The 14,657-nt window shown below is 61.3% G+C and carries 11 protein-coding genes; 7 read left to right on the top strand and 4 right to left on the bottom strand.

Annotated elements, in window-relative coordinates; translation table 11 throughout:
* Positions 1-28: 28 nt before the first annotated feature.
* Positions 29-913 (bottom strand): UTP--glucose-1-phosphate uridylyltransferase GalU, encoded by an 885-nt coding sequence (galU, locus tag GTW23_RS01360; protein WP_152007497.1) that lies wholly within the window; start codon positions 911-913, stop codon positions 29-31.
* A 194-nt stretch (positions 914-1,107) separates the two neighbouring features.
* On the opposite strand from galU, the gene GTW23_RS01355 reads away from it, so the two are divergent.
* Together GTW23_RS01355 and GTW23_RS01350 are read left to right on the top strand one after the other, a co-directional pair.
* On the top strand, positions 1,108-2,325 hold the full coding sequence (locus GTW23_RS01355; RefSeq protein WP_152007496.1) for a lytic murein transglycosylase: 1,218 nt from the start codon (positions 1,108-1,110) through the stop codon (positions 2,323-2,325).
* Between the two features lie 56 nt (positions 2,326-2,381).
* Positions 2,382-3,536, top strand: a complete 1,155-nt coding sequence (locus GTW23_RS01350) for an SGNH/GDSL hydrolase family protein (RefSeq protein WP_252914346.1) — start codon at positions 2,382-2,384, stop codon at positions 3,534-3,536.
* A 139-nt stretch (positions 3,537-3,675) separates the two neighbouring features.
* On the opposite strand, the gene GTW23_RS01345 is transcribed toward GTW23_RS01350, so the two are convergent.
* The 3 genes from GTW23_RS01345 to gltB are packed head-to-tail and all read right to left on the bottom strand — an operon-like array spanning position 3,676 to position 10,201.
* The gene (locus GTW23_RS01345; protein WP_252914345.1) at positions 3,676-5,130 is read right to left on the bottom strand and encodes a glutamate synthase subunit beta; all 1,455 of its coding nucleotides are present in this window, start codon (positions 5,128-5,130) and stop codon (positions 3,676-3,678) included.
* An 11-nt stretch (positions 5,131-5,141) separates the two neighbouring features.
* Positions 5,142-5,468, bottom strand: a complete 327-nt coding sequence (locus tag GTW23_RS01340) for a heavy metal-binding domain-containing protein (RefSeq protein ID WP_152007493.1) — start codon at positions 5,466-5,468, stop codon at positions 5,142-5,144.
* Between the two features lie 5 nt (positions 5,469-5,473).
* Positions 5,474-10,201 carry a glutamate synthase large subunit gene (gene gltB, locus GTW23_RS01335; protein WP_455429337.1) on the bottom strand — a complete coding sequence of 1,576 codons (4,728 nt, stop codon included), beginning with the start codon at positions 10,199-10,201 and terminating at the stop codon, positions 5,474-5,476.
* Between the two features lie 575 nt (positions 10,202-10,776).
* On the opposite strand from gltB, the gene GTW23_RS01330 reads away from it, so the two are divergent.
* The 5 genes from GTW23_RS01330 to GTW23_RS01310 all read left to right on the top strand — a co-directional run bounded on the left by GTW23_RS01330 (position 10,777) and on the right by GTW23_RS01310 (position 14,642).
* Complete coding sequence (locus GTW23_RS01330) at positions 10,777-11,826, top strand: threonine aldolase family protein (RefSeq protein ID WP_252914343.1); 1,050 nt, start codon at positions 10,777-10,779, stop codon at positions 11,824-11,826.
* A gap of 180 nt (positions 11,827-12,006) precedes the next feature.
* Positions 12,007-12,312, top strand: a complete 306-nt coding sequence (locus GTW23_RS01325) for a BufA1 family periplasmic bufferin-type metallophore (RefSeq protein WP_252914342.1) — start codon at positions 12,007-12,009, stop codon at positions 12,310-12,312.
* 32 nt (positions 12,313-12,344) lie between these two features.
* Positions 12,345-13,265: an MNIO family bufferin maturase gene (gene bufB, locus GTW23_RS01320; protein WP_252914341.1), complete on the top strand. Its 921-nt coding sequence runs from the start codon at positions 12,345-12,347 to the stop codon at positions 13,263-13,265.
* Positions 13,252-14,055: an HvfC/BufC N-terminal domain-containing protein gene (locus tag GTW23_RS01315; RefSeq protein ID WP_252914340.1), complete on the top strand. Its 804-nt coding sequence runs from the start codon at positions 13,252-13,254 to the stop codon at positions 14,053-14,055. Before bufB ends, GTW23_RS01315 begins: the two co-directional genes overlap by 14 nt.
* Complete coding sequence (locus GTW23_RS01310; RefSeq protein WP_152007487.1) at positions 14,052-14,642, top strand: DoxX family protein; 591 nt, start codon at positions 14,052-14,054, stop codon at positions 14,640-14,642. Before GTW23_RS01315 ends, GTW23_RS01310 begins: the two co-directional genes overlap by 4 nt.
* The last annotated feature ends 15 nt before the right edge of the window (positions 14,643-14,657 follow it).

Below are 14,657 nucleotides of genomic sequence, written 5' to 3'. Positions count from 1 at the left end.
TGCTCCCGACACCTCTTCCATGCTGCATTCAGACCCTTGAGATCAGGGCCTTCAACTCTGCGGCCACATCCGGCTTGATGTCTTCCCGGTCTAGCGCAAAGGCGACATTGGCCAGAATGAAGCCGGCCTTGGAGCCGCAGTCATAGGTTTCACCGCCGAATGTATAGGCCGAGAACGGCTGCTGATCCGCCAGTTTCAGCATCGCATCCGTCACCTGGATTTCATTGCCGGCACCACGTTCCTGTTTCGACAGGATATCGAAGATCTCCGGCTGCAGGATGTAGCGCCCGTTGATGTAGAAGTTTGACGGCGCGGTGCCTTCAGCCGGCTTTTCCACCATCTCGGTGATGCGGAAGCCGCCGTCCAGCGTCTCGCCCTTGCCGACGATGCCGTATTTGTGCGCCAGCGCCGGATCGCATTCCGCGACCGCGACAATGTTGCCTCCGACCTTCTCGTAAAGGTCCACCATGCCGGACAGGCAGCCGACGCTGTCGCGCATCACCATGTCCGGGAGCAACAGGGCAAACGGTTCGTCCCCGACGATATCGCGGGCACACCAGACCGCGTGCCCCAGACCCAGCGGGGCCTGCTGCCGGGTAAAACTGGTGGCCCCCGCTGTCGGCAGCATGTCTTCCAAGGATTTCAACTCCACCGTCTTGCCGCGCGCCCGCAAGGTCTCTTCGAGCTCGGGCTGGATATCGAAATGGTCTTCGATGACGGATTTGTTGCGGCCGGTGACGAACACGAAGTGTTCGATGCCGGCAGCCATGGCCTCTTCGACAACATACTGAACCACTGGCTTGTCGACGACGGTCAGCATCTCCTTCGGCACGGCCTTGGTTGCGGGAAGAAACCGGGTCCCGAGGCCTGCAACTGGCAAGACGGCTTTTCTGACTTTACGTATTTTCGTCATCTATTTTCCTCATTCTTCATAAATGATCTTCCCGGTGCATCCCGGCGCTTGCTGGCCAATACGCACCATTTGTTAGGAAGAGGCAAACGCCGAGACCGGGGCATGCAACATGGTAAACGATTTGTTGACGGCTGGGGTGATAGGATCGTCAATCAGTCACCCGCAATTGCCCTAAACCACAGGATGCTTGGAATATGATCCGATCACCCAGGAAATTTGTTCGCGCCGCCAGCCTTTTCCTCCTTGCCGGTGTTTTTGCCCCGATGTCCGCAAAGGCCGATGCCGGCTTCCAGAAATGGGTCTCGGGCTTCTACAGCACCGCCGCCAAGGAAGGCATTTCGCGCTCGACCTACGAGACAGCATTTAGGGGCGTGACCGCTCCAGATCCAGTGGTGCTCGAAAAAGCCCGTTATCAGCCCGAATTCACCACCAAGGTCTGGGACTATCTCGATTCCCGTGTAAACCCCTATACCATTGCCAAGGGACGCGAGATGGGCGCCAAGCACGCCAGGACACTGTCTGCCCTTGAGCGCCATTTCGGGGTGGAGGCATCGGTTCTCCTGGCGATATGGTCGATGGAATCCAATTACGGGGAAATCCTTACCAAGACCGATCGTCTGCATTACGTGCCCCAGGCGCTTGCAACCCTCGCCTATGCCGATCGGAAGCGGGCAAAGTTCGCACGCCAACAGCTTGTCGCGGCCCTGAAGATCCTCCAGTCGGGGGACGTCACCACCAGGGAAATGACCGGGTCCTGGGCAGGCGCCATGGGTCACACCCAGTTCATTCCGACCAGCTATCTTGCCTACGCAATCGATGCAGACGGCAATGGACATCGCGACATCTGGAACTCGATCCCCGATGCGCTGGCCACGGCGGCAAACCTTCTCAAGAAGAACGGCTGGCGCACCGGCGAAACCTGGGGTTATGAGGCCATAGCTCCGCGTGGCGGCGCCAAGTACGATGGCCAGACCAAGACCCTGTCGCAATGGGCGGCCCTTGGTTTCGCGCGGCCCGGCGGCAAGGGTTTTCCGGTAGGCGACCGCCGCGCCGAACTCAAGATGCCTGGCGGTGCCAATGGCCCTGCCTTCCTGATGACGAAGAACTTCTTTGTCATCAAGCGCTACAACAATTCCGATTCTTACGCTCTCGGCGTGGGTGTTCTGGCTGACGAGATTGCCGGATTTGGCGGTGTTGACCAGCGCTGGCCCCGGCCCGCGGGCACCCTCGATGTGAAGGAAAAGTTCGAGTTGCAGACCCGGCTCAAGCAACTGGGATACTATGACGGCGAAATCGACGGCAATTTCGGTTCCGGATCCCGCGCGGCCATAGCGGCGTTCCAGTCGCGGGCCGGGTTGACCGGCGAGGCGATTCCATCGCAGAAGATACTCGACGCGATCCGCCGCTACTGACGACCGGCGCGGCTTGAACCAACGGGGCAAACTGCCCAGCAGGAGATGATTTCCGCGTGTTCCACCGCCTGACCTTGTTGCGCAAGACAGTTGTTGTACTCGCTGCTGCGGTAACGGGTATGGCTGCGCTGCATCTGGTGGAACCTGCGGCAGCGCAGGAACGCGTTGAACGGAAATCCATCCTGCAGCTACTGTTTGGCGGCGGAAACTCGAGCAAGTCCGAGGCTCCGCAGCCCGAGCGGACCAGCCGCGTCAAGCGATCCGAACCTCGCAGCGCGGCCCCTGCGCCAGAACCGGTCGTTGAAAAGCTCGAGAACGCCCGCAAGATCCTCCTCGTCGGGGACTTCCTCGCCGGCGGCACGGCGGACGGGCTGAGCGCGGCCTTTGCCCAGGCTCCGGGGGTGGTCGTGGTCGACCGCTCCAACGGCTCCTCCGGCCTGGTCCGCGACGACTATTATGATTGGCCAGGAGAGGCGCGCGGTATCGTGGAAGAGGTCCAGCCCTCGATCATCGTGGTGCAGCTCGGCTCCAACGACCGCCAGCAGATGCTGGTCAATGGCGAACGGGAAGCAGTCCGCTCTCCCAACTGGCTCGCCGAGTACGAACGGCGCACCCGCTCACTTATCGATGCATTGGGAGGCCGCAACACCCCGCTTTTGTGGATTGGTCTGCCGGCCTTCAAGTCACCTTCGATGAGCACAGACATGGTTGCGCTCAACAGCGTCTTCCGTGCCCAGATTGAAAAGGCAGGCGGCGAATTCATCGATATCTGGGACGGATTTGTCGATGAAGATGGCAAGTTCATCTTCACTGGATCCGACATCAACGGACAACAGGTCAGGCTTCGCGGATCAGATGGCATCAACGTGACTGCAGCCGGGCGCCGCAAGATCGCGTTCTATGCAGAGAAGTCGATCAGAAGACTGTTGGGAGATGCCGCAGCTGAAGGTGTCTCCTCGATCGATTCAGCCGGTTTTCCGGAGATCTTCATGCCTCCGGCACCCGGGGAGAACGCCGCGGCGGTGATGCGGACAATGCCGGTAGCCATGACCGATCCGGCACTCGACGGCGGTTCGGCACTGCTCGGTGAAATGCCCTCGACCACGGGGCTTGTACGTTCGCCCCGCGATCAACTGGTGCTCGACGGCACCCTGCCCGAACCGCCACAGGGCCGTGTCGACAACTTCGCCTGGCCGCGAACCGACCCCTGAGCGTTTCTCCGCAATCGCCTGCCCAGCTGCGGACCCCGTATGACGCCCTAATTCACAAAAGAACAGCGCCTGACGCTCTCACGCAAAGCGCCCGGACCGTCTCCGGCCGGGCGCTTCGTGGTATTCAGTGTTTGCGGGATCAGCGCGGCAGGTCGGTGGCGCCCATCAGGCTCAGATCGATTTCCCGCGCGGCCTGACGTCCCTCGCGGATAGCCCAGACCACCAGGCTCTGACCCCGGCGCACGTCGCCCGCAGCCCAGAGTTTGTCGACGGAAGTCCGGTAGTCTTTCTCGTTGGCGGCAACGTTGGTCGAGCCGCGCCTGTCGGTGTCCATCGACAGACGGTCGCCCAGATCGCTGACCACACCCGTGTCAAGAACTCCGCGGAAGCCAATCGCCACGAACACCAGGTCCGCCTTGATGACGAATTCGGTGCCCGCCACAGGCTTGCGCTTTTCATCCACCTGGCAGCATTTGACGCCGGCCAGGATGCCGTTCTCACCCACCAGCTCCAGCGTCCCGACCTGGAATTCGCGAACGGCGCCTTCTGCCTGTGAGGACGATGTGCGCATCTTCGTTGCCCAGTAAGGCCAGACAGCGAGCTTGTCTTCCTTCTCCGGCGGCTGCGGCCGGATGTCGAGCTGCGTGACCTTGACCGCGCCCTGGCGGAAGGCAGTGCCGACACAGTCGGAGGCGGTGTCGCCGCCGCCGATGACGACCACATGCTTGCCCCCGGCAAGAACCGGATCGGACGGCCAGCCGACATTGTCGATGCTTTCGCGCGCAACCCGCTTGTTCTGCTGCACCAGGTAAGGCATCGCATCGTGCACGCCGACCAGGTCGGCGCCCGGAATGCCCACATCGCGCGGCTTCTCCGAACCGCCGGTGTATAGCACCGCGTCGTAGGTTCCGAGCAGCTCTTCCATGCTCTTGTCGACGCCGACATTGACGTTGCAGAAGAAGGTGACGCCCTCGCCTTCCATCTGCTCGATCCTGCGGTCGATGAAGTGCTTTTCCATCTTGAAGTCAGGAATGCCGTAGCGCAGCAGGCCGCCGGGGCGGCTTTCGCGCTCATAAACATGCACTTCGTGCCCGACGCGACCGAGCTGCTGCGCGGCAGCCATACCTGCAGGTCCAGATCCGATGATTGCCACCTTTTTGCCGGTCTTGGCCGTCACCGGCTGCGGCACGATGAAGCCCATCTCGTAGGCCTTGTCGGCAATCGCCTGTTCCACCGTCTTGATCGTGACCGGCGCGTCCTCGAGGTTGAGCGTGCAGGCTTCCTCGCAAGGCGCCGGGCAAATGCGGCCGGTGAATTCGGGGAAGTTGTTGGTCGAATGCAGGTTGCGGATCGCCTCTTCCCAGTTGTTGTTGTAGACCAGATCGTTCCAGTCGGGGATCTGGTTGTGCACCGGACACCCGGTGGGACCATGGCAATAGGGGATGCCGCAATCCATGCAGCGCGCCGCCTGTTTCTGCACTTCCTGGTCGCTCATCCGGATGGTGAACTCGCGGAAATGGCGAATCCGGTCAGACGCCGGCTGATACTTCGCCGTCTGCCGGTCGATTTCGAGAAAACCCGTTACCTTACCCATAATCTACTCCCTCACCGGATGACGACCGCAGTCCCCGATGCTGATACCATCAGCATCGAACCACTGGATCCGGTTGAAATATTTTCGTAGTCGAGATCGATGCCAATGACTGCATTCGCACCCAGTTTCCGCGCTTCGTCCTGCATCTCGTCAAGCGCGATTTCCCGTGCTTCGCGCAGTGCCTTCTCGTAGGCGCCCGAGCGTCCGCCGACAATGTCGCGAATGCCGGCGAAGATATCGCGGAAGATATTGGTGCCAAGAATGGCCTCGCCTGTGACGATGCCTCTGTACTCGGTGATCTCCCGGCCTTCGATCGTGTTGGTGGTTGATGTGATCATCGAACTCACTCCGCCGCCACGCCCATGCGCATCCGCTCCATGTCCTCAAGCGCGCGCCGGTATTCGACCGGCATCACCTTGCGGAACTTGGGACGATAGTCCGCCCAATTGTCGAGGATCTCCTTGGCCCGCGTCGACCCGGTGTAGTGCATGTGGTTGGAGATCAGCTGGAACAGCCGCTCCTCGTCATGCCGGGTCATGTCGCCCGATACGTCGACCCGGCCCTTGTGAGCCAGATCGCCGCCATGGTGATGCAGCTTCTCGAGGATATCGTCCTCCTCGGGAACAGGCTCGAGCTCGACCATCGCCATGTTGCAGCGGCTGGCAAAATCGCCGGCCTCGTCAAGAACATAGGCGACACCACCGGACATGCCGGCTGCAAAGTTGCGGCCGGTCTCACCGATGACAACCACGAGACCACCGGTCATGTATTCGCAGCCATGGTCGCCCACGCCTTCGACCACCGCGATGGCGCCCGAGTTGCGCACGGCAAAGCGCTCGCCGGCAACGCCGCGGAAGTAGCACTCGCCCTCGATCGCACCGTAGAGCACGGTGTTGCCGACGATGATCGAGTTTTCCGCGGTGATCGATGAGTTCTCCGGCGGGCGCACAATGATGCAGCCGCCCGACAGGCCCTTGCCGACATAGTCGTTGGCGTCGCCGGACAGATCGAAGGTGACACCATGGGCGAGGAACGCACCGAACGATTGTCCTGCGGTCCCCGAGAGCTTGACCGAGATGGTGTCTTCCGGAAGGCCCTTGTGGCCGTACCGCTTGGCAACTTCACCCGAGAGCATCGCACCGGCCGAACGGTCGACATTCTTGATATCGACGTCGAACTCGACCTTCTCCTTGCTCTCGAGCGCAGGCATTGCCTTCTCGATCAGTCTCCTGTCGAGAATATCGGCGATCGGGTGGTTCTGCCTTTCGGTCCAGTAGGTCTTTTCCTTCGGCGCATCGGGCTTGTAGAAGATCCTGCTGAAATCGAGACCCTTGGCCTTCCAGTGTTCGATCATGCCATCCTTGGCCAAGAGTTCCGACTGACCGATGATCTCGTCGAGATTGCGGTAGCCCATCGCAGCCAGCCACTCGCGCACTTCTTCCGCGATGAAGAAGAAGTAGTTGACCACATGCTCGGGCGTGCCCTTGAAGCGCTTGCGCAGAACCGGATCCTGCGTCGCCACGCCCACCGGACAGGTGTTGAGATGGCACTTGCGCATCATGATGCAGCCCGCGGCAATCAGCGGAGCGGTGGAGAAGCCGAATTCATCGGCTCCGAGCAACGCGCCGACAATCACGTCGCGGCCGGTCTTGAGCCCGCCATCGACCTGCAGCGCGATGCGCGACCGCAGGCCATTGAGCACCAGCGTCTGGTGGGTTTCGGCCAGGCCGATTTCCCAGGGGCTGCCGGCATGCTTGAGCGAGGTCAGCGGTGATGCGCCGGTGCCGCCGTCATAGCCGGAGATCGTGATGTGATCGGCGCGCGCCTTGGCCACACCGGCCGCAACCGTTCCGACGCCGACTTCCGATACCAGCTTGACCGAGATATCGGCCTCCGGGTTGACGTTCTTCAGATCGAAGATCAGCTGCGCCAGGTCCTCGATCGAATAGATGTCATGGTGCGGCGGCGGCGAAATCAGGCCGACGCCAGGTGTGGAATGCCGGGTCTTGGCAATCGTCGCATCGACCTTGTGGCCGGGCAACTGGCCGCCCTCGCCGGGCTTGGCGCCCTGTGCGACCTTGATCTGAATCATGTCGGCATTGACCAGGTATTCGGTTGTCACGCCGAACCGGCCCGAGGCCACCTGCTTGATCGCCGAGCGCTCCGGATTGCGGCCGCCGCCGTAAAGAGGCAGGTAGCGATCGGGCTCCTCGCCGCCCTCGCCGGTGTTCGACTTGCCGCCGATCTGGTTCATCGCGATTGCCAGCGTCGTATGCGCTTCCCGGCTGATCGATCCGAACGACATGGCGCCGGTTGAAAAACGCTTGACGATCTCCGCAGCGGGCTCGACTTCATCAAGAGGTACCGGCTTGCGCCCTGCGGCCTCCGCCGTGCGGATATCGAACAGGCCGCGAATGGCGTTCATCCTGAGCGTTGAGCGGTTGACCATCTCGGCGAATTCCCGGTAGCGGTCCTGGGCATTGCCGCGCACGGCATGCTGCAGCGTAGCCACCGCATCGGGTGTCCATGCATGTTCCTCGCCACGTATCCGGTAGGCGTATTCCCCGCCCACTTCCAGCGAAGTGGCAAGCACCGGGTCGTTGGAAAATGCCAGGCGGTGACGTTCGGCGGTCTCGGTTGCGACTTCATCGAGCCCGACGCCTTCGATCGTGGTCGCAGTACCGGTGAAATAGGTGTTGACGAAATCACTCGACAGACCGATCGCGTCAAAGATCTGCGCGCCGCAATAGGACTGGTAGGTCGAAATCCCCATCTTCGACATCACCTTGAGGATACCCTTGCCAATCGCCTTGATGTAGCGCGAGACAACCTCGTACTGGTCGACTTCCGGCGGAAACTCGCCGCGCTTGTGCATGTCGAGCAGCGTGTCGAAAGCCAGATAGGGGTTGATCGCCTCGGCGCCATAGCCCGCAAGGCACGCAAAATGGTGCACTTCGCGCGGCTCGCCGGATTCCACCACCAGGCCCACGGACGTGCGCAGACCCTTGCGGATCAGGTGATGATGCACGGCTGCGGTCGCCAGCAGCGCCGGAATTGCAATCCGGTCAGGGCCGATCTGCCGATCGGACAGGATGATGATGTTGTAGCCACCGGTGACGGCTTCCTCGGCCCGGTCGCAAAGCCGCTCCAGCGCCGCCTTCATGCCGTCCGAGCCCTTGTCGCTCGAATAGGTAAAGTCGAGCGTCTTGGTGTCAAAGCGGTCCTCGGTATGACCGATCGAGCGGATCTTCTCCAGATCGCCATTGGTCAGGATCGGCTGACGCACCTCAAGTCGCTTCTTCTTTGCAGCACCCTTGTGGTCAAGGATATTGGGCCGCGGTCCGATGAAGGAGACCAGGCTCATCACCAGCTCTTCGCGGATCGGGTCGATCGGCGGGTTGGTCACCTGGGCAAAGTTCTGCTTGAAATAGGTGTAGAGCAGCTTCGACTTCTGCGACATGGCGGAAATCGGCGTGTCGGTGCCCATCGAGCCGATGGCTTCCTGCCCGGTGGTCGCCATCGGCGCCATCAGGATCTTGGTATCTTCCTGCGAATAACCGAAGGCCTGCTGACGGTCGAGCAGCGAAACATCCTTGCGCAGCGCCCGCGGTTCGACCGGCTTGAGGTCTTCCAGGATGAGCTGGGTGCGTTCCAGCCATTCCCGGTAGGGATCCTTGGCGGCCAGCCGCGACTTGACTTCCTCGTCGGAAATGATCCGGCCTTCTTCCATGTCGATCAGCAGCATCTTGCCGGGCTGCAACCGCCACTTCGCGACAATCGTACTTTCATCAACCGGCAGCACCCCGGCCTCGGACGCCATGATCACCCGGTCATCGCTGGTGACGATATAGCGCGCGGGCCTGAGCCCGTTGCGGTCCAGCGTCGCGCCGATCTGGCGGCCATCGGTGAACGCGACGGCGGCAGGACCATCCCACGGCTCCATCAGCGCCGCGTGGTACTCGTAGAATGCCTTTCGCTCGGCGCTCATCAGCGAGTTGCCGGCCCACGCTTCCGGGATCAGCATCATTACCGCGTGGGCCATCGAATAGCCGCCGCGGATCAGGAATTCGAGCGCGTTGTCGAAGCAGGCCGTATCCGACTGCCCCTCGTAAGAGATCGGCCAGAGTTTGGAGATATCGTCGCCGAACAGCGGCGAGGACACCGACGCCTGCCGTGCCGCCATCCAGTTGACGTTGCCGCGCAGCGTGTTGATCTCGCCATTGTGCGCGACCATCCGGTAGGGATGGGCAAGTCTCCAGGACGGGAATGTGTTGGTTGAGAACCGCTGGTGCACCAGCGCAACCGCGGATTCAAAACGCGGGTCGCTCAGATCCTTGTAGTAGGCGCCAACCTGGTAGGCCAGGAACATACCCTTGTAGACGATCGTCTGGGTCGAAAGCGAAACGAAGTAGAAGTCCTTGTCACCGTTCTCGGCTTCGTGGTGAACCCGGTTGGAAATCACCTTGCGGAGCACGAACAGCTGGCGTTCGAAGGACTGCTGATCCTCGACGCCCTCGCCGCGGCCGATGAAGACCTGGACATGCCGGGGTTCCGTCGCGGCGATTTCCGGTGCCTTCGACAAGGATGAATTGTCCACCGGCACCTCGCGGAAACCGACCAGGACCTGGCCTTCGGCGGCAACGACATCAGCGATGATCTTTTTGAAGTGATCGCGCTGGGTTTCGTCCTGTGGCATGAAGACGAAGCCGACCGCGTAGTCGCCGGGCGCAGGCAGGGTGAGGCCCTGCGCGGCGAGCTCCTCGCGAAACAGCCGGTCGGGAATCTGCACCAGCAGCCCCGCGCCGTCGCCCATCAGGGGATCGGCGCCGACAGCGCCGCGATGCGTCAGGTTTTCGAGCATGAACAGGCCATCACGCACGATCTGGTGCGACTTCTGACCTTTCATATGCGCGACAAATCCGACGCCGCAGGCATCATGCTCGTTGCGTGGATCGTAAAGACCCTGTTTGGGCGGCAATCCAAAGGTATGCGCGGTGGCCGGCTTGGTCTCGGAACGAGCCTCACAAGCGGTAACGTCCGTCACAGATGGTAAAAGGTCTGCCATCTTCATTCCTCCTTCATGGCCGCCGTGGCGGTTGATCCCGGCTCATCGTTCGCCCCCGCCGGGTGCGGCGACGCTTCACGTTCCGGATACTTTTATCGTCTGGCCTTGCGCGCCTGTAAGGCTTCACCCGGTGTGCGCGGGCGCGCGGCGTGGTTTTGTATCATGAAGGGGCAGTACGGTCACGTTCCACCGATGGATCGCAAATAGCGACTGCCACCGCCAGCCCCTTGCATCCGCCTTGGTCAATATCGGCCCTGACAGACACAAATAGGACAGCAAGGCTGTCCTATTTCGGATGTTCTATGACAGAATGCGGACCTCAGCGCAAGATAGAGACCTTAAAAAACCTTTGCCAGACGACCGTAAATGACCTCTGCGACAAAATGCGCGCAACAATATTGCGCAGCAAGGCCTTTTGCCGCCTTTTTGCTGTTGTCAGGACGGAATCAGCGGTGATCGACCTTCCCGGTGCCGGGAAGCCTGGCTGGCGCCGATCAACCGACTTCGGCTTACACGCCCTTTGAAAGCCGAAAAAATCATGCGATAGCCGCATCAATGAAAGCTACCGGAGTCCCCATCTCATGATCTTCACCTCGGACAACTGGGCCGGCGCCCACCCGGCCGTTGCAGCCTCGCTGACAGCCCATTCCAGCGGCTTTGCCCCCGCTTACGGTGCGAGCGATCTGGACCGCAAGGTCGAGAAGACATTCAACGAGGTGTTCGGGCAGGAAGTTGCGGTTTTCTTCGTGGGCACCGGAACCGCCGCCAATTCGCTGGCGCTGTCGGCGATCAACCTTCCCGGCGGCGTGTCGTTCTGCCACCGGGAAGCGCATGTGATCGCCGATGAGTGCGGCGCACCGGAATTCTTCAGCCATGGCTCGAGGCTCGTTCCCGTGGATGGGCCGGAGGGCAAGATGGATCCGGCAGCGCTGGAAGCGGAAATCGCCCGTTTCCCGGCCGGTTTCGTCCATGCCGGCCAGCCCATGGCCATCACCCTGACCCAGGCAACAGAAGCCGGAACCGTCTATACGCCGGACGAGATCCGCGCGATTTCAAGGATTGCCAAGGCCCACGGCCTGCCGCTGCACATGGATGGCGCCCGTTTTGCCAACGCGCTGGTGGCGCTCGACCTCACACCTGCACAGATGACATCTGAACTTGGCGTGGATATCGTTTCCTTTGGCGGCACCAAGAACGGCTGCTGGTGTGCCGAGGCGCTTGTCTTCCTCAATACTGATATGGCCAGACAGGCTCCCTTCATTCGCAAGCGGGCAGCCCACCTGTTTTCCAAGAGCCGGTTCATAGCCGCCCAGTTCGATGCCTATTTCGAAAATGGCCTCTGGCTCGAGACCGCCCGCCACGCCAATGCCATGTCTGCGCGTCTGCAGGCCGGGATTGGAAACTCCGACAATGCGCGACTAGCCTGGCAAAGCCCGGCCAATGAAACCTTTCCGATCGTCTCCAAGGCGCTCGCCGCCGACCTCGCCAAGAAAGGCGCGATGTTCTATGAATGGTCGGCGCCACGCTCCGCCGCCCACCTCGTCGGGCCCGGAGAAACCATGCTGCGCCTGGTGACCAGCTTCGCCACCACTCAGGATCACGTCGACCAGTTTGTCGACCTCTTGGGCTAAGCCCGGTCAAAGCCACGCAAAACCGCAAGTCGAAAGAATAGACAGCATCACGCCTGGCTCACGGCCAAGTGATGCCGGATAACGTGCGCTTGATTTCCAAGTGATGCGACAATTCGTCATGGTTCTCCTGCCGGACACGAAAAGTCCGGGAATGGTTTTGAAACATCCAAGGAGAACACCATGTCGCAGAAAGCACTTATCGGCGCTTCCACTCTGGCCGGCGCAGTAGCGATGGCCATTTCGGGCGCAACTTTCCTCGCATCGACCCAGGGCGCAGCAGCCGCAACTGAGAAGTGCTATGGCGTTGCCATGGCCGGCAAGAATGACTGCGCAGCCGGCCCCGGCACCACTTGTGCAGGCACCTCGAAGGTCGACTTCCAGGGCAACGCCTGGAAAACCGTCGATGCAGGCACCTGCACCACGATGAGCGTTGAAGGCGGCCGCATGGGCTCGCTCGAGCCGCTCGACCGCGATCTTCCGGCCTGATCCGAAATCATCTGGAAAACGGGAAACACGAAATGACACAGTCCGCCCCCAAACCGCCGATTGTCGAAAACTCGCGTTTTCCGTCCGGCCCTCTCCCGCCTCGTGCGGGAGCGGGTCTGAAGACCGACCACGTCGATGCCATTCTCGCTGACGACTACAGGATAGGGTTTCTTGAAGTTCACGCGGAGAACTACATGGGCGAAGGCGGTCCCGCCCATCGCGCGCTTGCCGCGATCCGTAGCGAATTCCCGCTGTCCGTTCACGGGGTCGGCCTGTCGATCGGGTCCGAAGAGGGCATCGACACGGCACATCTGGAACGCCTTGCCCGCGTCGTGGACCGCTACCAGCCCAGCATGGTCTCCGAACACTTGGCCTGGTCGAGCCATGATGCAGGCTATTTCAATGATCTCCTGCCGGTTCCCTACGATCGGCAGACGCTTGATCGTGTCGTCGCCCATATCAGCCAGATCCAGGACCGGCTCAGGCGCCCGATCCTGCTCGAAAACCCATCCACCTACGTGGCCTTCGAGCAGTCGACGATGAGCGAGACCGATTTCATCCGCGAGATCGCCCAGAAATCCGGCTGCGGGCTGCTGCTCGACATCAACAATGTCTTTGTCTCCGCCACCAACCACGGCTGGAAGCCGATGAACTACCTGCGCGACTTCCCGCTGGAACTGGTGGAAGAAATCCACCTCGCTGGTCATGCCGAGGATGTCGACGACGAGGGTGATCTCATCCTGATCGACGCCCATGACCGCCCCGTTGCCGATGCCGTCTGGAAACTCTACGAGACTGTCATCTGTCAGGCCGGCGCCCTGCCGACGCTGATTGAATGGGACAATGATGTTCCCGAATGGCCGGTGCTGCGCCGCGAAGCCCGTCTCGCCGATGCCATTCTCGACCGGCTCGGACCGGCCTCGCTGCTCGGATCCCGTCATGCCGCGGAATGAACCAATGGTCGGCTCCGGCCAGCACGATTTCGGTGCGGCGCTTCTCGACCCTGACCTGCCGTTGCCCGAAGGCATTACCGCTCCGAACGGCAAGAAGGCCGCCAGACGTTTTGCCATTTACAGAAACAATGTCACTGTCAGCCTGATTGACGCCCTTGCAGGCATATTCCCCGCGCTCCAGCGTCTGGTCGGCGAGACGTTCTTTCGTGACATGGCCCGGCTGTACCTTGTCCAGGAGCCGCCGCGGTCTCCGGTCATTTTCGAGTATGGCGGCGGCTTTGCGGATTTTCTAAGCCAATTCGAGCCGCTCGCCGCGTATCCCTACCTGCCGGATGTGGCCCGGTTGGAACGGGCATGGCTTGATGCCTTTCATGCTGCCGACGCCGATCCACTGCACCCCGGCAGCCTCGGTGCCATTCCGCCCGAACGCCTGGCTGACACGACCTTCACCCCCCACCCGGCAACCCGGATCGTGCAGAGCCGGTTTGCAGCGATCTCCATCTTCTCGGCAAGTCGCGAGGAGCGAACACTTGATGGGATTCGGCCAGCCAACGCCGAAGACGGGTTGATCACGCGACCGGCCTATTCCGTCGAGGTCCGCCAGCTGCCCGCAGGTGCCGCCGATTTCTTCCTGGCGCTGATTTCGGGCGCCACCCTCGGGGAGGCAGCTGATTCAACTATCGCGCGATATCCGGAGTTCGACCTTCCATCAGCCATTTCAGCCATGCTCGAGGCCGGCGTATTTTCCGCCTGTTGGTTCGGCGAGCCAAATTCGGAGGACCCTTCATGACATCGACAATCGACTTCCTTACCGGTCTCCATGCCCGTGTTTTTGCCGGGATTGAGCGTCTCGGCGACAGCTGGCTGCTTGGCCTGATCGCACGGTTCGCCTTCGCCGCGGTGTTGTGGAACTACTTCCTCCACTCAGCAAACACCAAGGTCGGAGACGGACTGCTGGGATTTTTCTCGATCTCGCCGGGTGCCTACTACCAGATCGCCCTGCCGGCGGTGGAAGCTGCCGGAGGCGATGTCAGCGCCGTTCCGTTCTTTCCCTGGGGCCTGCTAGTGGTCATGGGCACCTATGCGGAGTTCATCCTGCCGCTTCTCGTTGTCATCGGTCTGTTTTCACGCCTGGCCGCACTTGGCATGGTTGGCTTCATTGCGGTGCAGACATTCGTCGACATCACCGTGCATCAGATTGGCGCCGAAAGTATCGGAACCTTGTTTGACCGTTTTCCCGATGCCATCATTGCCGATCAGCGGCTTTTGTGGCTGGTGCCGCTTGCCGTCATCATCATCAAGGGCCCGGGACTGCTCTCCGTAGACGCATGGCTCAGCCGCGCACGCGGCGGCAAGCCACATTACGCTCCCGCGTAAACCCCAGCAGCCTGA

The organism is Parahoeflea alexandrii (assembly GCF_024105735.1).
Taxonomy (GTDB): Bacteria; Pseudomonadota; Alphaproteobacteria; order Rhizobiales; family Rhizobiaceae; genus Hoeflea; species Hoeflea alexandrii.
The sequence above is the reverse complement of the archived record's forward strand: the minus strand, read 5'-3'. Positions and strand labels throughout refer to the sequence as shown.